17 protein-coding genes are annotated in these 19,358 nt (G+C 69.6%); 6 read left to right on the top strand and 11 right to left on the bottom strand.

The window, feature by feature from the left end:
• Positions 1-61: 61 nt before the first annotated feature.
• The 9 genes from HNR73_RS03450 to eccB all read right to left on the bottom strand — a co-directional run bounded on the left by HNR73_RS03450 (position 62) and on the right by eccB (position 7,992).
• Positions 62-1,132 (bottom strand): hypothetical protein, encoded by a 1,071-nt coding sequence (locus HNR73_RS03450; RefSeq protein ID WP_184785796.1) that lies wholly within the window; start codon positions 1,130-1,132, stop codon positions 62-64.
• A 55-nt stretch (positions 1,133-1,187) separates the two neighbouring features.
• Positions 1,188-1,616 carry a YbaB/EbfC family nucleoid-associated protein gene (locus HNR73_RS03445; RefSeq protein ID WP_184785795.1) on the bottom strand — a complete coding sequence of 143 codons (429 nt, stop codon included), beginning with the start codon at positions 1,614-1,616 and terminating at the stop codon, positions 1,188-1,190.
• Complete coding sequence (locus HNR73_RS03440) at positions 1,613-2,020, bottom strand: YbaB/EbfC family nucleoid-associated protein (protein ID WP_184785794.1); 408 nt, start codon at positions 2,018-2,020, stop codon at positions 1,613-1,615. The genes HNR73_RS03445 and HNR73_RS03440 overlap by 4 nt, the downstream gene beginning before the upstream one ends.
• Before the next feature lie 85 nt (positions 2,021-2,105).
• Positions 2,106-3,302 (bottom strand): hypothetical protein, encoded by a 1,197-nt coding sequence (locus HNR73_RS03435; protein ID WP_184785793.1) that lies wholly within the window; start codon positions 3,300-3,302, stop codon positions 2,106-2,108.
• A complete protein-coding gene (locus HNR73_RS03430; protein ID WP_184785792.1) occupies positions 3,299-4,294 on the bottom strand; it encodes a hypothetical protein in 996 nt (331 codons plus the stop codon). Before HNR73_RS03430 ends, HNR73_RS03435 begins: the two co-directional genes overlap by 4 nt.
• A gap of 29 nt (positions 4,295-4,323) precedes the next feature.
• Positions 4,324-4,641, bottom strand: coding sequence for a WXG100 family type VII secretion target (locus HNR73_RS03425; protein WP_184785791.1), 318 nt, complete (start codon positions 4,639-4,641; stop codon positions 4,324-4,326).
• 188 nt (positions 4,642-4,829) lie between these two features.
• Entirely contained in the window at positions 4,830-6,062 is a 1,233-nt protein-coding gene (locus tag HNR73_RS03420) for a hypothetical protein (protein WP_184785790.1), read from the bottom strand.
• Complete coding sequence (locus HNR73_RS03415; protein WP_184785789.1) at positions 6,062-6,418, bottom strand: hypothetical protein; 357 nt, start codon at positions 6,416-6,418, stop codon at positions 6,062-6,064. The genes HNR73_RS03420 and HNR73_RS03415 overlap by 1 nt, the downstream gene beginning before the upstream one ends.
• A gap of 128 nt (positions 6,419-6,546) precedes the next feature.
• Entirely contained in the window at positions 6,547-7,992 is a 1,446-nt protein-coding gene (eccB, locus tag HNR73_RS03410; protein WP_184785788.1) for a type VII secretion protein EccB, read from the bottom strand.
• Between the two features lie 142 nt (positions 7,993-8,134).
• Here eccB and HNR73_RS03405 point away from each other — a divergent pair, with 142 nt between their 5' ends.
• The gene (locus HNR73_RS03405; protein WP_184785787.1) at positions 8,135-9,466 is read left to right on the top strand and encodes a S8 family serine peptidase; all 1,332 of its coding nucleotides are present in this window, start codon (positions 8,135-8,137) and stop codon (positions 9,464-9,466) included.
• A 639-nt stretch (positions 9,467-10,105) separates the two neighbouring features.
• Here HNR73_RS03405 and eccD read toward each other — a convergent pair.
• Positions 10,106-11,500, bottom strand: coding sequence for a type VII secretion integral membrane protein EccD (gene eccD, locus HNR73_RS03400; RefSeq protein WP_184785786.1), 1,395 nt, complete (start codon positions 11,498-11,500; stop codon positions 10,106-10,108).
• Positions 11,501-11,706: 206 nt separating this feature from the next.
• Between eccD and eccCa the strand changes: the two genes are divergently transcribed.
• The 3 genes from eccCa to HNR73_RS03385 all read left to right on the top strand — a co-directional run bounded on the left by eccCa (position 11,707) and on the right by HNR73_RS03385 (position 16,474).
• Positions 11,707-15,684, top strand: a complete 3,978-nt coding sequence (eccCa, locus tag HNR73_RS03395) for a type VII secretion protein EccCa (RefSeq protein WP_184785785.1) — start codon at positions 11,707-11,709, stop codon at positions 15,682-15,684.
• A gap of 162 nt (positions 15,685-15,846) precedes the next feature.
• Positions 15,847-16,146, top strand: a complete 300-nt coding sequence (locus tag HNR73_RS03390) for a WXG100 family type VII secretion target (protein WP_184785784.1) — start codon at positions 15,847-15,849, stop codon at positions 16,144-16,146.
• A 43-nt stretch (positions 16,147-16,189) separates the two neighbouring features.
• The gene (locus HNR73_RS03385) at positions 16,190-16,474 is read left to right on the top strand and encodes a WXG100 family type VII secretion target (RefSeq protein ID WP_184785783.1); all 285 of its coding nucleotides are present in this window, start codon (positions 16,190-16,192) and stop codon (positions 16,472-16,474) included.
• Between the two features lie 193 nt (positions 16,475-16,667).
• Here HNR73_RS03385 and HNR73_RS03380 read toward each other — a convergent pair whose 3' ends face one another.
• Positions 16,668-18,125, bottom strand: a complete 1,458-nt coding sequence (locus tag HNR73_RS03380; protein WP_184785782.1) for an AAA family ATPase — start codon at positions 18,123-18,125, stop codon at positions 16,668-16,670.
• A gap of 122 nt (positions 18,126-18,247) precedes the next feature.
• Between HNR73_RS03380 and HNR73_RS03375 the strand changes: the two genes are divergently transcribed.
• Positions 18,248-18,964 (top strand): hypothetical protein, encoded by a 717-nt coding sequence (locus HNR73_RS03375; protein WP_184785781.1) that lies wholly within the window; start codon positions 18,248-18,250, stop codon positions 18,962-18,964.
• 42 nt (positions 18,965-19,006) lie between these two features.
• Entirely contained in the window at positions 19,007-19,306 is a 300-nt protein-coding gene (locus HNR73_RS03370; protein WP_184785780.1) for a hypothetical protein, read from the top strand.
• Positions 19,307-19,358: the final 52 nt, after the last annotated feature.

Genomic DNA, 19,358 nt, shown 5'->3' with positions numbered 1-19,358 from the left:
CGGCGACGGGTGGGCGTCATGGTGCCAGGTGGGGTCAAGGGCGGCCGCGACTCCGGCCCGCTCAGCCCGCCGTGACCGTCGGCTTCGCGGTGAACGCCACCGCCGCCGTCGGCGCGTCCCAGTCCTGATAGGACTGGTTCAATCGCGTCCGGATGTCCACCAGCGACACCGCGTCGTAGTTCTCCGGCGACGGCTGGATCTCCGTACGGGACGCCACCGCCACCGACAGGCGGCCCGTCACACCCGCGGTCACCTCGACCGTCGCCGTCACCGGGACGGGACCGCTCGGCGGGGCGTCCTTCGCCAAGAGCGGACCCGCGACCTCCAGACGCAGATCGTGGCGGCCCGGGGGAAGCGCGTACCACCATTGGGTCCACGAGACCGGGAACTCCTCGTCGCCGATCCACAGGCGCGGAGACGGCACCCAGCCGTGCGGCGAGGTCGACGTCTCGACCGGCATGCCGTTCATGCGCACCTCGTGCGACAACGCCACCGCCAGCAGCAGCCCGCCCTGACCCTCCGCAGGCTCCGGGACGAGCTTCGGCGTGCTCCCCAGCAGGACACCGTTGCCGACGGGACGGGGACCGTCGGCGGCCCGGACCCGGAAGCGGGCGTCGCGGCGGCGGACACCGATCTGCCAGGCCACCACCGCCAGGATCCCGGCCAGGATCAGCCCGACCGCGACCGGCGTCGAGGCCGCGCCCAGCCGCGCCGACGCGCCCGTCGACTTCAGCAGCAGCGGCACCCCGGCCAGGTACAGCATGAACAGCAGCCACGGCCGCAGCGAGGTCCCCACCACCCGCGACGGCGGGATCGACAACACCCCCGAAGGGGCGAAAGTCCGCGGAGCCGCGTACTCCAGCTCCACCAGCTCACCGGCCGTCACCGTCACCAGGCGCGTGCCCTCGACGTGGACATGCCGCACCTCGACCAGATGACCACCCGGCTCGACGACCGCCACCATGCGGCCGAAACCATGCCACAGCGGCCTGCCGCCCACACCCACCGCACGCGGCCGCGGCGGCTTGTTGTGCTCCCACCCGTCCCGCTCGACCGAACGCACCGAGATGCCGCCGAGACCGGCCGGCAGAACCGGCGCGGCCGTCCCGTCCGGCCAGGGCAGAACCGTCACGCCCGAACCGGGAAAAGGCCGCGCCGGGTACGACGTCGCCCCCGCGCCCACGCCGTCAGTATCCGCGACGACGCTCGTCGGCGCGCGCCCGCAGCGTCTCGTGCACCTCGCCGGGCATCTGGTCCCGTACCTTCGACAGCATGTCGAAAGGACCCGTGCCGTCCATCTTCTCGACCAGCTCGACCATCATCGCCGAGTGCACGATCTGCGCCTGCCGGATCGCGCCCATGATCGAGTGATTCAGCCGTCCCAGACTGCGCATCGCCAGGTCGCTGATCTCGATCGTCTCGACACCGCCCTCGTCGTCCAGCACGACACGGACCATGCCGTCCTCCGAGGTCGCCTCGGCCTTCATCGCGCCGAGCTCCTCACGGGCCTGCTCGAAGCTCGCCAGCATCTGCTCGGCCTGCGCCTGAAGCCGCTCCAGCTTCGCCATCGCCGCCGCGGGGTCCACCGAGGGACCGCCGCCGAATGGGTTGGTCACAGACCCATCTCCCTCTTCATCTCCGCGCGCTGCTCGTGAATCGCCTCGCGCTCACGGCGGATCTCCTCCACCGAGGGGAACCCGAGATCGTCGACCGCGTCGGCGACCTCCGCCGCCTGCTGCATCCCCAGGATCTCGGCCATCTGCCCGTTGAGCTCGGCGGTGAGCTGCCGGTTCGCCTTCTTGATCTCGGCGACGATCAGCTCACCGATCTCGTCGCCGCTACGGCCCATCGCCCGCGAGGTGACCTCGATGTCGACCACCGTGCCGCCCGGACCGACCGTGACCCGCACGGCGTGATCGTCGCTGACGCTCTCCGCCCGCGCGTTCTCGACCAGGGCGCGCAAGCGCTCGCCCTGGAACTGGACCTGCTGGCCGTAGTCGGCCCGGCCTGGGTCGGCCATGTCCTCTCCTCAGCTCCTCCGCCCTCGGCGGCCTGTACAAAAGTGAAAATACCTCGTGCCCCTGTTCGCCGGCCCCGCCGGACGCTCAGACGGCCCGGTCGACCGCCATCGCCGAGAACCTGCCCAGCGCCGGACGCTCCCGGTCGCTCTGCATCGTCACCGACACCGTGTAGGCGACCTCCACGACGGCACCCGCGCCGACCGTGACGCTCTCACGGACGAAGGCGCCGTCCACGTCCACGACCGTCCGCGCGTCGGTGATCGCGTCCGAAGGCCGCGCCACCGCGAAGGTCAGCTCATGCGCGCCGGGCGCCAGCGGCACCAGCCACCGCCCCCACGGCAACGCCAGCGCACGCCCGTCGACGGCGAAACCGACCGGCCCCACCCACGGACGATGCGGAAGCGGCAGCGGCTCACCGACGCGCAGCAGGTTCTCCGTCAACTCACGCCGCCGACGACCCTCGGCACCCTCGGCGAGGAGCTCGCCGAGCCGGTCGCGACTGTTGGGACTGACCACGAACCGCGCGTCGACCAGCACGGCGCCCATGCCCGCGGGCGGCGCCGGCACGTCGCGTTCCCGCGCGGCCAGCAGCACCAGGCCCGGCGCCACCGAGGGGACGGCGGCCGGAGCGGGTCGCAGGGCGTTGCGGACCTTTCGGCCGCGCACGAAACCGAGGATGAAGATCACCACCGGGAGGACGATGACCAGGGCCATGCCCGAACCGCCGACGATCTTCTGCGTCACGCCGGTGAAGTTCTCGGCGACGACGAGCATCCCACCGGCGCCGAAGGCGCACAGCGCGAAGGCGCCGAGCCCGGCCCACGTGTACTTCTGCTGCGTCGCCGGAGCCAGCGTCACCTCGCCGCGCGGGCCGAGGGCGGTCTCCTTCTCCTCGGTGTCGTAACGCCAGGGCGCGCAGTGCAGGTAGTCCAGCGCGACCGTCCCACCGGACGGCACCGAGACCACCTGCGTGAGCCGCGACCGGCCCGCCTGCACCTCAAGGACGTGCTCGCCGGCGGGCAGCACGATCCACGCCTGCCCCCAGCCCTGCGTCACCGGCCGCGAACCGATCAGCACGACCGGCGGCTGCGGCCGGGGCGCGCCGACGCCGAAACCACCGGTGAAGACGCCGCCGACCCGCAGGTCGAGAACGCCGTGACCGGCGGGGACCCCGGCGACCGGCGAGGTGTCCACCCGCACCCGCGCCTCCGGGTGCGGCGTGAGCGCCCACTCCGGCTGGGGCGGGCCCCACACGGTGCGCGGGGTGGAGGTCAGGATCACTGCAGGGCCTCGGAGACGTCGTGGTTCGACATGTTGTCGTCGGCCCGCAGCCACGACTCGCCCTTGCCCATGAGGCCGGGAAGGGCCTTGATGGCCGCGAAGGTCTTGCCGTACTTGCGGACGATCTCGCCGATCTTCTCCAGGACCTTGATGATCGCCTGGAAGATCTTCGAGCCGTCCTTCATGGCCTTGGCGACCTTGAGCATCATGCGGCTGTAGGACATGAGCGTCTCGGCGACGAACACCGCGATCGAACCGCCGAAGGAGACGCCCGAGGTCGAGGCCGCCACGACCCACGCGATGAGCCGCTTGGCGAGGAAGTCGCTGATGAAGCTCTTGATGATGTCCTGCGCGACGGCCGCCAGGGCCTTCGCGCACTCCATGATCCCTTCGAGGCCGTTGATGCTCTCCCGGACGTCGTCCATCGCGTCGGCGAGCTCGTTGAGGCGCTGCTTGGCGATCACCGAGGCGTCGCCGTCCCACTTCTTGAGGTCTTCGCTCGCGGCGGCCCGGAGGTCCTCGGAGAGGGGTTCGAGGGCGTTGCGGACCCGGCCCCAGCGGTTCGACTCGGTCTCCATGCGCTCGGGGTTGCCGGTGACGAGGCCGAGGAGGTCTTCGAGGGGCTGGACGAGGTCGATGAGGAAGGAGACGCCGCAGTTGACCAGGAACCCGATCGGGTCGAGGAACATCAGGCCGATGTTGGCGGCGAAGTCGGTGATCTGCACGCCGATGTCGGTGACGCTGCCGGCGATCTCCTCGCCTTTGGCGAGGTTCTTGACGGCCTTGGCCGAGGCGTTGAAGTTGTTGACGCCGACGACGTTGTCCCAGGCGCCTGAGCTGTGCCGGCCGATGGTGTTGTCGGCGACGTCGCGGTTGTCGACGTAGCTTTCGCTGTTGCCCCAGTCGCCGCCGAAGACCGAACCCTGGGTCTGGTTGTGGGCGTCGTCGTTGCCGACCTTGGTGTCCTCGTCGTTCTGCCGCTCTTCGGCCATCTCGTTCCCGTCTCCCCGGTGCCCGCGGTCTACTTGCCGTCGAGCCGGCTCTTGATCTTGTTCATGATGCCGATGTTGTCCTCTTCCTTGGTGGCGTAGGACTCGCGGCAGAACTTGATGCGGTCGGAATGGGCGCCCAGCGCCTCGCTGAGGTCGCCCAGGTGCTGGTGGATCTCGGGCGCGAAGGCGCCGTACCACTGCGCGAACGCCAGACCGGGCAGTCCCCACGTGTACCACTCGGGGTCGGCGTCCTTGGCCAGGTCGGCGATGCCCTTGCTGTCACCGGAGAGGCCGGTGAGCCGTTGTTCGGCGGCCTGCATTCCGGCGGGGTCCACGTGCAGAACCATCGGGAGTGCTCCTTGGTCGTCGGGCGGCGGGATCTGCCGCACACCATAGTTGAGTCGAGCCAGCGCTACAAGCTGCGGTTTCGGTGCGATGAGCGCCGTGGAGGGCGGGAAACCCCGGCGGCGTGTCCGGGCCGGGACGTGGAGAAGGCGCGGGGGCGAACCCCCGCGCCTTCCGCCGTACGCCGGCGTTACGTCTCGTCGTTCCCGTCGTCCTCGCCGTGGAAGTCACCGGAGGCGGTGACCGCCTCGTCGTCCCTGCGGCGCTTCGACAGCAGCGTGGGCGGGGCGTCGGCGTCGTTGCCCCACACCATGTCGTCCTCGGTGAGCCAGGTCATGTAGGTGTCGTCGTCGCCGTCCGACGGCTGCCCGGTGGGCGTGCCACCGCGGCCGCGGTTCTGCGGGGGCGGGTTCGGGCCGCTCGCGGGTTTCGCCGTCGTGGCCGAGCCGCCGCCGCCCCCTTTCGCGCCGGCGAGGCCGCCGTTGTTCATGCCGTGTGCTCCCGCGGCCGCTCCGGCCGCGCCCGGGAACAGTCCGGCTCCCGCGCCGCCGGCGCCGCCGAGCAGCGCTCCGCCACCGCCGGTACCGGCCAGGCCGAGGCTGCCGGTCGTGCCGACGCCGACACCGGTGATGGTGCCCGGTCCCGCGCCGAGGAGGCCGGAACCGTCACCGGTGAAGTTCGGGTCGCCGGGGCCGGTTCCGGGGCCCGTGCCGTCGCCGGGGCCGTTGATGTCGTGGGTGCCGGGAGTCGTCGCGGGTTTCGGCGTGAACGGCTCAGCGGTCGGTACCGGGGCGCCGGTGATGCTGGTCAGCTCGGAACTGCCGTTGTCGGTGGCGTCGGGCAGATCCACCGGCGGCAGCGGCGGCGGCGGTTTGATCTGCTGCGCGGTGTCGTAGTCCTTGGCCAGGGTGGCGATGATGAGCACGATCTTCTCGTGCGCCTCTTTCTTCTGCTCCTCGTCCTGGCTGTGCCCGATGAGCCCGCCGATCACACCGCCGACGGGGCCGGCGACGGCCGTGCCGATGGCCGCTCCGGCGACCGCGCGCCCGTTGTCGTCGGTCTCCTCGGGGTCGGGGGCGTTGCCCTGCGCGGTGCGCAGCGACCCCTCCCAGGCGGTGAGGTTCTCGCTGATGGTCCCGACGTGCGCGCTGAGCTCGTCGGCGAACTTCACGACGAGCTCCATGCGGCGCTTGAACTCACGGCCGCCGGCGGAGGTCACGCTCCAGTAGTTCTCCATCAGGTCGGTGAGGTCACCGTCCAGGTCCAGCACGAAATCGTCGAGCGTGGCCCGGATCGGGTCGACCCAGGCGGCGTTGAGGCCCGCGACCTGGTCGGGATCACCGGCCGGTTTCTCCAGCTGGCTCCACAGGGTCTGGTGGTCGACCTCGCGGTACGGGGGCATGTAGTCGTCGACGCCGCCCATTACGCGCCACCTCCGGTGAGAGAAGTGTCGACCTCGTCCATGCGCGACGCGATCGAGTCGGCCGACAGGGTGCTCAGCTGCTCGGCCGTCTTGTAGTTCTGCAGGATCGTGCCGGTGGCCGCCTCGGCGGCCACGACGGCCTCCATGAGGCGGTTGATGCGATCGGCGAAAGCCGCGTAGTGGCCGGAGTACAGCTCTTTGTTCTCCTCGGCGTGCTGGAAGGCGCCGAGGGCGGGCGGCTTGTCCTTGAGGAGCTCGTTCATCTTGTTGATGACGGTCTCGATCTGTATCCGCCGGTTGGAGAGGTTGGCGTGGAAACCCTCCAGGGAGGAGACATCCACATCGGTGTGACTCATCTGGCGGTCATCCTTGGCTCGACGTCCGGCGGCGAACGCTGCGCCACCATGGTGTGACAGCCCACACTATCGTTTCCGCGCAAGAAGTCCACATCGCCGGGCGGGCCGAACCCGCCCGGCGGGGGACGTCAGTTCGCGGGGGGAGGCGTGGCGTCGGGCTGGAGCTGCGTGACCGCCTGGAGCGCGGCCTCCTGGCTCAGCGGGACACCCGAGGGAAGCAGGTCGAGGACCGCGCCGGGGACCATGACGGGCCCGACCGACTCGTAGCCGAGCGCGATCTTCGGGTTCGAGGTCGTCGTCGCCACGAAGCCGTACTTGATGCCCTGCTCGTTGACCATGTACGTGGTCCCGCCGCCTTCGGCGCCGGTGACCGGGAGGTCCTGGGCGAGCACGCCGCGGCCACCGGGGATGACGACGCGGTCGGCGAGGCCGGAGGCGCTGTCGAGGAGTTCCTGATTCTCCGGGACGACGAGCGTGTCGGGGAGCTTCTCGTAGGTCATGACGCGCATCACGGCCTGGTTGCCGGCCGAGGGGTCGAGCACGCCGCAGATCGCCGGGTGCGGGCCTTCGACGAGGAAGATGCTCGGCTTGAGCTGCGGGAAGCCCTCCGGTTCGACCTGGACGCCGTCGACGAGGGCCTGGCTGGCGGCCTCGGCGGTGATGGAGGTCGGGCTGTCGCCGTTGGGGATCAGGCCCGCGAAGACCGGGCCGACGCGGACGAGGCCGCGGCTGGTGAGGACGTAGGACGTGCCCGAGCCGGAGAACACCGTGCCGACCTTGGCGGAGCTGCCGGGGACCGGTTTGGTGCTGTCGGTGCCCGCGTTCTCGATGTTCACGCGGTCGAGGTTCGGGCCCTGCTGGAACACGCCGAGGGCGCTGGTCGTGATGGGCGTCGGCGTGATGCCGTCATAGCCGAGGGCGGTCTTGGCGAACGGCGACAGCGGCAGGCGCTTGTCGTCCCAGAGCAGGAACATCTGGTCGGTGCCGATCTCCTGGACCAGGATCGCCTGCTTGCCCAGCGGGTGCGCGCCGTCGACGCCGAGCACGGTGAGCTGGGTGACGTAGTCGCTCGTGGCCGTCGCCGTCGACCGCGGGTGGGAGCTGCACACCTGCCACGGGTCGCTCTGCATCAGGTTCTCGATGAGGGGCAGCGCGTCGGGGGCGTTGGGAATGCCGAGGCCCACTCCGCGCGGATAACCCTTCAGCGAGTTCTGCGACATCAGCACGGTGTCGGGCTTGGGATTGTTGAGGATCAGCCGGGCCGAGGCGTAATTGACGACGGGGTGCAGTTTCGCCTGGGAACCGTCGCCGAGATCGCGATAGAGGTACCGGACGCCGGTTTCCTCCTCGATGATGATCTTTCCGACCTCGGGGGTGCCGCCGCCGGGTTTGAAGAGTCCGAAGAGACCGAAACCCGCGGCGACGAGAACCGCCACCATCACGCTGCCGAACACCGAGAAACCGATGCGGCGCATGGGCGTTTCGGTGCTCTCCGGGTCGCCCATGAGCAGGGCGGACACCAGGCGGTGGGTGACGAAGCGGTGTGCCTGGACCTGTTCCTTGCGCGATCGCATCAGCAATTACCTTTGCGGGGGTGTCGTCGGTGAAAGGTGGGGACTGTGGCGTGACACCACGATAGGGCCTGCTGTCACCCTTTTGGCAAAGGCCCGGCCTCGGTATCGTCGCACTCGTCTGACTACCGATCGGAGGCAGTGCATGACCGCACGGTGGAGAGCGGGTGCCGCGATCGCCGCGGCGGTGCCGCTGGTGGCGGGGGTGGTGCTGGCCGCACCGGCGCCGGCCGCGGCGGAGATCACCGGTTGGCAGCTGGAGGCCATCAAGGCCGCCGAGGCCCAGGCCGAATCGACGGGCGAGGACGTCGTCGTCGCCGTCGTCGACACCGGTGTGGGCGAGCACCCCGATCTCGACGGGCGCGTGCTCGACGGCAAGAGCTTCGTCGACGACCGGCCGAGACGTGACCAGTCCGGGCACGGCACCGACATCGCCGGGCAGGTCCTCAGCGTCGCGCCCGGCGCGCGGATCCTTCCCGTCAAGGTGACGTCGAGCGGCGAGCAGTTCTCCTTCGTCGCCGCCGTCGATGGCATCCGCTGGGCCGTCGACAACGGTGCCGACGTCATCAACATCTCGCTCGCCGGGAACGTCGCCTCCGATGAGGCCATCAACGCGATCCAGTACGCCCTCGACAACGACGTACCGGTGATCGCCGGTACCGGCAACGATCCCGGCGGCGAGGTCGGTTCGCCCGCCTACCTCCCCGGAGTGGTCGCGGTGTCCGGGTACGCCGAGTCGGGAGAGATCTGGCCGAAGTCGACGACGGGACCCGAGACGGTCCTGTCGGCCCCGGCCGAGAACATCACCGGACTCGTCCCCGACAACCCCGGCACCGACGCCGGTTACGCCGAGGGCGGCAGCGGCACCAGCATCGCCACGGCTCTGACGTCGGGCGTGGCCGCCCTGGTCCGCGCGAAGTACCCCGACCTCGGCGCCGCCGACGTCATCAACCGGCTCATCACCACCGCCGAAGACGCCGGCGACCCCGGCCGCGACGAAGCCTTCGGCTTCGGCAAGGTCGACGCACTCGCGGCGGTCACGGCCGACGTCGCGCCGGTCACGGCGAACCCGCTGGGGAACCCGTCCGACGCGCTGGCCGCCACGACCTCGTCCGACGCCGACGGGATCGGCGGCGGCGTGACACCGGGGATCCTGATCGGCGCGATCGCCGGCGGGGTGCTGCTGGTGGCGGTGGTCGTGGTGGTGATCGTGGTGTTGAACCGGCGCTCGCGGCGGAAGGCGGGGACGGTCTCGCATCGGGGGGAGGGGTATCCGCGGGGGTACGGGCAGGTGCCGGGGGCGGGGTATCCGCAGCAGGCGCCGCCGCCGGGTTCGTCGCAGCGGCAGGCGGGGGAGGCGTACCGGAAGGCGCCGCAGCATCCGCAGCAGCCGGGGGTGCCGTACCGGGAGCAGCAGCATCGGCCGCCGCAGCCGCCATCGTCGCAGCCACCGCCGCCGCCGCCGCCGGGACGCTGACCGGCCGCGCACGACGTGGTGGACACGGTGGACGCGGTGGACACGGTGGACGCGGTGACGGAAGTGCCACCGCACGACTGAGACGGCCCTCGCTCCGGCGGGGGCCGCTCTGGTGTGTTGGGGCCGCTGGCCGCTGGCCGCTGGCTGCTGGCTGCTGGCTGCTGGCTGCTGGCCAGCGGTTGCTGGATGCTGGCCGTTGTCCGCTTGCTGCTGGCTAGTGGCCGCTGGCCGCTGGCCGGTGTCCGGTGTCCGCCGGCTAGCAGCTGCTGGCCGGTGTCCGCTGGTGAAACGTGAATGGCGCCAGGGGCCTCCCGGCCTCCGCCCTAAATCTGACCGTAGCGCAGGTCCAGGCGTGGCCGGCGAACACGAGCGCGGCTCGCTGTGGATAACCGGGCGGTTGTGGATAACCGCCCGCGCAGCCCCAGCCCCGCCCGCGAGGGGCCGCTCGAAGAAGCAGGCGTCGGCGAGCAGGCCCGAGCCACCCCGCCCCGCCCGCGAGCGCCGCGCCCCACCCCGCCCGCAAACCCGCGCCCCACCCACGACCCCCGCCCCACCCACGACCCCCCACAAAAAACGACCCCCGCCACATCCCGGCGGGGGTCGCTCCAGCTCGGCCGCGCCTCTCGGCCCGGCACCACCTCACCCGTTCAAACTCCGCATCCACGCGTACAGTCCACCGATCCATCCGGCGAGCGGCACGATCGCGACGATCAGGAACACCTCGATGATGTCCAGCGTCCGTCCCCACACCGGCGAGATCCGCTTGCCGGTCACGGCGAGCCCGTAGAACACCGCGATCAGCGTGATCACGAGCAGCGCGCCGAGCACCGCCGAGAGCCGCACGATCGACGACGACGCGACGAACACCGCGAGCGTCAGCATCCCCAGTCCGCCGATCCCGGCGGTGAGGAGCGGGATCCGGGCGCTGCGCACGATCAGGGCCCGCGCCCGCGACAGCAGCACGGCCGACAGCACGCCGGTCAGGATCCAGCCGGGCACTCCGCCGTCGAGGGACAGCGCGATGCAGCAGCCGAAGCTGATGACGGCGATCGTCCCGTACATCGAGGTGAGGAACTCGTTGGCGCGCGTGGACCGTTCGAGGGCCTGGGCGCCGTTGACGGAGTACGAGTCCGACTTGAGTTCCTCGACGTTGCTCGGCAGCTGCGGCATCGGCACGCGCGCGAGTCGCAGCGACAGCATCGGCGTCATCGGGATCAGCGCGAAGGCCAGTCCGGCGACGATCGCCGCGCCGAGCGCGAAGTTGCCGTCGAGGACCATCGAGGCGCCCGAGGCGATGCCCAGCGCGACCGCGCAGAACGACGCCGACAAGAACAGCGGCGCCCGGTCGGCGACGGCGACCAGCGCCATCACCGCGAACACCAGCACCGACGAGGCGGCGATCACGAGGTTCGCCGCGGTCAGCTCGGCGAACGTCCGGTCACCGGCACCCGCGAGCGCGCCCCCGACCCCGGCGTAGGCCAGCGACACCATCGCGAAGGCGACGGCCGCGTCGGTCGCGCGCAGGGCCCGGGCGAAAACGGCCGCGATGGACAACAACGCCGTCGCGACCACGAAGGCCGTGATCGCGCCGAAAAGCTGCGGCGGGCCCGAGAATAGGACCGCGAGCGCGCCCGACAGCAGCGCGCTCACCCCGACGGTCAGGCTGAACCGGCGCGTCGAGTGCTGGTCCCAGCGCGACCCGCGGTTGTTCGTCGCCGTCGCGACCGCCTCGATGACGTCGTCGAAGACCATTTCCGGCGCCATCTTCTGGCGCATCGTCAGATAGAGCAGTTCACCGTCGCGCACCGACAACTGGGACGTGCTGCGACCGGAGTCGAGGGGCTGTCCGCCGAGTCGGGCCAGGACCCAGCCGCCGTGCGCGGCGCCCTCGTCGGCGAGCTCCTCACCGGCATGGCGCAGAACCGTCGGCAGGAGTTCGGCGAGGGGCACCTCGGCAGGCAGAGCCAGGTCCACCCGGGTGTTCGGACTGACGATCGTCACACGCGTCAGTTCTCCGTTTGCGGTGCCGGCCACGAATGGCTCCTCCCATGCTGGTTTCGCTCAAGGGCGTGACTGCCTTTTCCGTGACCGGAGGGGTCGAAATGGCCACGGTTGGCGAGAACTGCGGCCCAGCGTACCGATGTGCGCAACACAGGCGCACGACCCCGGCAGTTGGACCCGGGGTTGCGCCCGTAAGTATCGTCTGGGGTAACCCCGCAATAGTCCGAGAAGGGCAACCGGTGAGCACCGAACTGTTCAAGCGGCCCCCCCGGCGCCGTGGACCACAATTGCCGCGCGGCGAACTGCTGCTCGAATCTCCCCCGGAGCTTCCGGAGGTTCTGCCGAAGAGTTTCGGTCAGCTCCTGATGCTGCTCCCGATGCTCTGCGGGGCCGGGGCGATGATGTTCATGATGGGCAGCCGCAGCGGCGGGACGATGTCCTACGTCGCCGGCGGCCTCTTCGGCGTGTCCATGCTCGGGATGGCCATCAGCAACCTCGGCAACACCGGCGGCAAGGACAAGGCGGAACTCAACGCCGAACGGCGCGACTACATGCGGTACCTCGCGCAGGCCCGCAAAAGGGTCCGCCGTGCCACCGACCAGCAGCGTGCCGCCCAGCAGTGGCGTCACCCCGAGCCCGACAGCCTCTGGTCGATCGTCGCCTCGGGACGCATGTGGGAACGCCGCAGCACCGACGACGACTTCGGCGAGGTCCGCGTCGCGCGGGGCCCGCAGCGTCTCGCCGTCAAGATCGTGCCACCGGAGACCAAACCGGTCGAAGACCTCGAACCGATGAGCGCCATCGCGCTGCGCCGCTTCGTGCGCACGCACAACTCGGTTCAGGACCTGCCGATCTCGATGTCGATCCGCTCCTTCAGCAAGGTCGTGATGCGGGGCGAATACGACACGACCACGGCCATGGCCCGGTCGCTGATGTCGCAACTCGCCGCGCTGCACTCTCCCGACGACCTCATCATCGCCGTCGTCGCCGCCGCCGAACGCATGGACAACTGGCGCTGGACCAAGTGGCTTCCCCACCTCCAGCACCCGACCCGTGTCGACGCCGCCGGCGCCGTCCGCCTCGCCTTCGAGGACATGATGAGCCTGGAGCGCGCGCTCCAGGAGGAACTCGCCGGCCGGGTCCGCTTCGGTCCCGAGGCGAAACCCCTCGTCGGGGCACCGCACATCCTCGTCATCCTCGACGGCGGAGAAGTCGGCCCCAACTGCCAGCTCGCCGGTCGCGGTCTCCTCGGCACGACCGTCATCGACACCTCCGGGTACGTCCCCCGCGACTCCGGCCGCTTCCTGCTGTGCCTGGAGACCAACGGCGACGCGCTCTACGTCGACCAGGGCAACAAGCAGAACTCCCTCGGCCGGCCCGACCAGATGTCGATCAGCCAGGCCGAGGGCATCGCCCGGCAGATGGCCCCCTTCCGGCTCTCCCAGCAGGCTCAGGCCATCACGGAGGAACCACTCTCCTCCACGATGGAACTCCCCGACCTGCTCGGCATCGGCGACGCCGCCGCCCTCGACCCGAACGTCCACTGGCGTCCGCGGCCGATGAAGGAGTTCATGAAGGTGCCGCTGGGCATGGCGCCCGACGGCGGTGTCGTCGACATCGACTTCAAGGAGGCGTCGCTCGAAGGCATGGGCCCGCACGGCCTGATGGTCGGCGCGACCGGTTCGGGTAAATCCGAGGTGCTCCGCACCATCGTGGGCGCGCTCGCCGCGACCCACTCCTCGGAAGAACTCAACTTCGTCCTCGTCGACTTCAAGGGCGGCGCGACCTTCGCATTCCTCGACCAGATGCCGCACGTCAGCGCGGTCATCACCAACCTCGCCGACGAGATCGCCCTCGTCGACCGCATGCAGGACGCGCTCGCCGGTGAGATGGTGCGGCGCCAGGAACTCCTGCGCGCGGCCGGCAACTACGTCAACCGGCAGGACTACGAGAAGGCCCGCAAGGCCGGGGAACCGCTCAAACCACTGCCCGCGCTGATGATCATCTGTGACGAGTTCTCCGAGATGCTCGTCGCCAAACCCGAGTTCATCGACCTGTTCGTGCAGGTCGGCCGGATCGGGCGATCCATCGGCGTCCACCTCCTGCTCGCCTCGCAGCGACTGGAGGAGGGCAAGCTCCGCGGTCTCGACACCTACCTGTCCTACCGGATCGGTCTGCGGACCTTCTCGGCCGTGGAGTCGCGGGTCGTGCTCGGCGTCGGCGACGCCTACGACCTCCCGCAGGCTCCCGGTCACGGCTACCTCAAGGTCGGCACCGAGGTCATGCAGCGCTTCCGCGCGGCCTATGTCTCCGGCGCCTACAAGCCGACCGGCAAACTCCCGGGTCTCCCGGGCCAGGTCGCCAAACGCGAGGAGATCGAGCTCGTCGGGTACGACATCGAGTACCTGCCGATCATCGAGAAGCCCAAGGAGAAGAAGGCCAAGGTCGAGGCGCCCAAGAACGAAGAGGGCAAAGAGATCTCGATGCTGGAGGTCATGGTCGGCAAGATGAAGGGGCACGGCCGCCCGGCCCACCAGGTCTGGCTGCCGCCGCTGAAGGAGCCCCCGACCCTCGACCGCGTCCTCCCCGCCCTCGGCGTGGACCCCCAGCGGGGCCTCAGCCCCGTCGGATGGAACCACAACGGCCGCCTCATGGCCGTCGTCGGCGAAGTCGACCGGCCCTTCGAGCAACGGCGTTCACCCTTCGTCGTGGAACTCGAAGGCGCGGGCGGCAACGTCGCCATCGTCGGCGGACCGCAGTCGGGCAAGAGCACCATGCTCCGCTCCATGATCGCGTCGCTGTGCCTCACGCACACGCCACGCGAGGCGCAGTTCTTCGTCCTCGACTTCGGCGGCGGAACCATCCGCGGCCTCGGCGACCTGCCACACGTCGCCGGCGTCTACGGCCGCCGCGACGAGGAGGGCGTGCGACGCACGATCTCCGAGGTCACCAACATCATCGAGGAGCGCGAGGCGCGCTTCACCGAGCACACCATCGACGGCATCGCCGGATACCGTCGCATGCGGGCCCGCGGCGAACACGCCGACGACCCGTACGGCGACATCTTCCTCGTCGTCGACGGCTGGGCGACGCTCCGCGAGGACTACGAACAGTTCGAGCAGAAACTGCTCTCCCTGGCCGGCCGCGGCCTCGGTTTCGGTGTGCACATCATCATCACCGCCAACCGCTGGTCGGAGATCCGCATCAACATGCGCGACCTCATGTCGACCAAACTCGAACTGCGCCTCGGCGACCCCTCGGAGTCCGAACTCGACCGCAAGGCCGCCCGCAACGTCCCGGAGAAGACCCCGGGACGAGGCATGACGAAGGAGAAGCTCCACTTCCTCACGTCCATGCCCCGCATCGACGGCAAACAGCGCGACGAGGACCTCCCCGACGGTGTCACCGACATGGTCGCCAAGGTCCAGGCCGGCTGGCGCGGCCCGACGGTCCCCAAGGTCCGTCTCCTGCCGCGCGAACTGACCATGGAAGAGCTCGCCACGGCCGCGGGCCGTCGTCACCAGGGCATCCCGATCGGTCTCAACGAGACCGGCCTGAAGCCGGTGTTCCTGGACTTCGACGACGAGCCGCACCTGATGATCTTCGGCGACTCCGAATGCGGCAAGAGCAACCTGATGCGGCACATCGCCAAGTCGATCGTGGAGAAGCACACGCCCGACCAGGCGCGCATCATCATGGGCGACTACCGGCGCGGCATGCTCGGGTCCATCGAGGGTGATCACCTGCTCGACTACTCGATGAACTCCACGCAGTTCGAGCAGACCGTCGGAGCGGTGAAGAAGCGGCTCCAGCTGCGGCTTCCCGGCCCGGACGTCACCCCCGACCAGCTGCGCAACCGCAACTGGTGGACCGGGCCCGACGTCTACTTCCTCGTCGACGACTACGACCTCGTCGCCGTCGGCCGCTCCAACCCCCTGGCGGCGATCGCGGAGTTCATTCCGCAGGCCAGGGACATCGGGCTGCACATCATCATCGCCCGCCGCATGTCCGGCGTCGCCCGCACCATGAGCGACCCCGTCATCCAGCGCATGAAGGAACTGGAGGCCCCCGGCCTCCTCATGGACGGACGCCGTGAAGAGGGCCAGGTCCTCGGCACGCTCCGCCCGAGCCGCCAGCCGGCCGGACGAGGCACCCTGGTGCGTCGCCGGGACGGCGAACAGCTGATCCAGACCGTCATCCGACCGGCCGACCAGTAGTCATGGGCCGCGCAGGGACCGCCTCACCTGGGGAAAAAACCTCCAGGGCGGGACTTGCGCGGCTCGGATATGGTGGCACGAACGGAAGGCGGGTTCAGTCCCGTGCCGTAGGCGTTCACCCGCCGACGGTGTAAGCACGGCAGACCAACAGGAGGATCTCAGATGCCAATTGCCGCCTCAGTAGAGACGATCAATCAGGCTGCGACCGACACGAACAACACCGCGGAGTCCATTCAGGGCAAGCTGACCAGCCTCCGCAACCTCATGGAGGGCCTGGCCGGTTCCTGGCAGGGTGCCGCCTCGGCCAAGTTCATGCAGGTCATGCAGGCCTTCGACAAAGAGGGTAACGACATGATGACGGCTCTCGGGAACATCGCCGAGATCCTCAAGCAGTCGGGTGCCAACATCCAGGCGAACGAGGAAGAGTCGAACTCCTCCTTCGACAAGTTCGGCATGATCTAGCCGATTCGGCAACCAGCAGACTTCAGCGAGAAGAGAGCAGAGCATGAGCGACAGGATTCTAGTCGATTACGCCCAGATGGAGGAATCCGCCGGGCAGATGAAGAAGCTCGCCGGCGAGATCCAGGGCGAGGTCGAAGACCTCAAGTCGAAGCTCGGCGGCCTCGACTGGGAAGGTGCCGACAAGGAGGCCTACCAGGCGCAGCAGACCGAGATGGACACCTCGATCATCGAGATCAAGGAACTCCTTGAGGCCATCGCCGGTGCCGTCGACCAGGCGAACTCGAACTACCAGGCCACTGAAGGCGCGAACGCCAAGGCCTGGGGCTAATCGCCTCACCCCCGGCGTACACGGCCGGTCCCGTGCAGGGACCGCTCCGGCCGCCGGTCGGGTCTGTTGTCCCTGGGACATCGGGTCACCCGGTCGCAGAGAGCCCGCCCGCGCCGCCAGTCCGGCAAGAACTCGCGGCGCGAACTCTCGAAAGACCCGGTCGCCACCCGCAAGGGTCGGTGACCGGGTCTTTTCACGTCCTCTCGGAGTACAGCGCCGCCGTGTCCACCAGCGTGACTTCACCGCGGTCGGCGGCGGTCCGCAGCGCCGGGGTGAACCCGGAACCGCCGAAGCAGTGGAACGCGGGAGCCCCGACGTGATGCGTCCCGGCGTCGCGCACGAGCGCGGCCGTCCGGCGCAGCTCCGCGAGGTCCGCGACGTCCATGGGACCGTCCCAGCGGCAGGCGCCCAGCGCGCGCAACTCGGGGCGGCCGTCGACCGGCTCGCCGAGGACGACGACGGGGGCGCGCCTCGGCACGTCGATGCCGGGTTCGTCGACGGTGCCGTGCCCGACCCACACTCGTCCGCCGCCGAAGAATCCCTCGGGGGCGTAGTTCTTGGCCCAGGTGCGGCAGACCTGGGCGAACTGTGGATTCACGATGAAATCGGAATAGCGGACGGCCCGGTACCTCCACAGGTATTCGAGGATGTAGCCGCGCTGGATGCGGCCCATGTCGACGCGCATCATCCCCATGAAGAAGTTGAACAGCTGGTCGGCGATCCGGTAGTGGACGGCGCCGGGCGAGAGCAGGTCGCGGTCGCGGTCGAGTAGCCCGGACGCGGTCAGGATCGACAGGTGTTTGCGCAGGTCGACCGGCCGGCGGTTCACGCACTTGGCGAGGAGGTCGAGCCGGGTCGCGCCGAAGGCCACGTTGAACGAGATCGAGCGGTAGAAGCCCAGGTCGAAGGGACCGGTCTCGTGCCGCAGGCTCCGGCGGGCGGCGTCGAAGAGCGGATGTCCCTTGCGCAGAACGGTTCGCCGGGTGAACGGGCCCATGTCGCCGGGGCCGCTCGGGAGCTCGTCCACCCAGTCGCGGTGGACGGGCGTGCCGCCGAGGACGGCGTAGACGGAGAACGCGATCGCCGGATCCTCGATGCCCCACCACTTCGCCATGCGGCGGTGGTCGTGGCCGGTGAGCCGCAGGTCGAGGGCGGCGTGCTCGCGAAGCGACCTGTCGCGCAGCAGAGGTCTGCCGTCGGCCGACACCGCCGACCCGCCGAGCAGCAGCCGCGCGCGTGACGACCGGCCGCCGGGACCGTCGACGGCCTTGACGATCGACGTCAGCAGCCAGTCGTGGGGGGCGTTCACCTGGGCCAGATCGTCGAGCACGACCGGGATCTCGCGTTCGGCGCCGAGCGCGACCAGGGCCTCGACGGCCTGGCCGAGGTCGGTGAAGGCGGGATGCCCGGCGCCCGTGTGGGCCCGCACCGCCTCGGTCAGATCGGCGAGGAAACCGTCGTAGTCGACGGCGGTGACCCGGTGGTAGAAGCCGCCGGTGGTCTCGGCCAAGGTCCGCAGGAGCGTGCTCTTGCCCATCCGTACACGACCGGAGACCAGTCCGAGCGTCGCGCGCGGCTCACCGCTGGTGGCGAAGGCGAACAGTTCGCGCCATTCGTCCTCTCGCGCGTCGACGGCGGCGGGGATGCGCATGGCGGCTCCGATCCAGGTGGGGGCGCGACAGTCTAGCCAGGGTAGGCGAGGCCTCCGTTAGGTCCGAAACCGGCACGAATCCGTGACCTGTCGTTGTTGACTCTGTTGGTTACGATGGCCGGATGAGCCGACTGATGTCATCGACCAGCCGTGGGCGATCGCGCTACGGGCGCCTCGCCGTCGGTCTCGCGCTGAGCGCCGGCCTTGTGCTGTCCGCCGCGGCCTGTGGCGGCGACAAAGGGAACACCGGAGGCGACGGCGGCGAAGACGATCCGGCCACGATCGCCGCGGCCGAGATCGAGGTGATGAAGGTCTGCGAGCAGGTGGACCTCGCGCCTCTGCTCACGGCCACCAAGGCGAAGTTCGCCGAGGGCCCGACCGACACCGGGATGGGCGTGGGCGCCGACCCCGCGGGGCCGCAGTGCACCGCGCAGATCGACTTCGAGCCGCTCCGCTCCGGTGAGAACTCACCGGCCGTGGACCCGGCGAACGGCCGGCTGAACGTGGCGGTGCTGCCCTACCTGTCGGCGGAGAACGCCGCGGCGGAGTACGACACGCGCGTCCAGCAGACGACGCAGTTCGCCTCCGTCGAGAAGACCGACACCCCGCTTACCGGCGAGTGGACCAAAGGCGTCGTGATCAACGGCCGCGACCAGGCGAGCGACAAGGTCTACGCCCTGGTGCAGAAGGACAGCTACCTGCTCAAGTTCGAGCTGACCTGGGACACCGACGCCGAGTTTTTCGACAAGTACCCGTTCACGCGCGATGACATCGCCGGCACTTTCCAGACGATGATGACGCCCTTCTACACCGCGGTCAGCGCCAAGGCCGGAGGCTGATGGTGGCATTCGCGACAAACACACTCAGGGAGGAACCCGGCCATGGCGGGGGTTAAGTTCAGCGACGCCGCACTCACGGCATACCAGTTGAAGATCCGCGAGCAGATCGACGCGATCGAGGATGTGATCATCCCGAAGCTGAAGGGCGACCTCGCCGTCGAGCCCGCCTTCGGGAAGTTCCCGCAGGCCGTGCAGGCCGGGGCGAAGTACCGCGAGAACTACGACAAGGCCTGGCAGGACATCCAGAAGCTGCGCAACGCGCTCAAGGCCATCGACGAGTCCGCCACCACGACCTTGAAGAACTACGGCAAGGCCGAGGACGACAACACCGTCAAGCAGTAGTCCCTCGGTACGTGGACCACGCCACGTTCAGCCAACACAGACGAGAGCAGAG

Origin of the sequence: Phytomonospora endophytica (genome assembly GCF_014202425.1) — a bacterium.
Classification (GTDB): domain Bacteria; phylum Actinomycetota; class Actinomycetes; order Mycobacteriales; family Micromonosporaceae; genus Phytomonospora; species Phytomonospora endophytica.
Note: the sequence above shows the minus strand (reverse complement) of the source record. Positions and strands in the feature narration are given on the sequence as shown.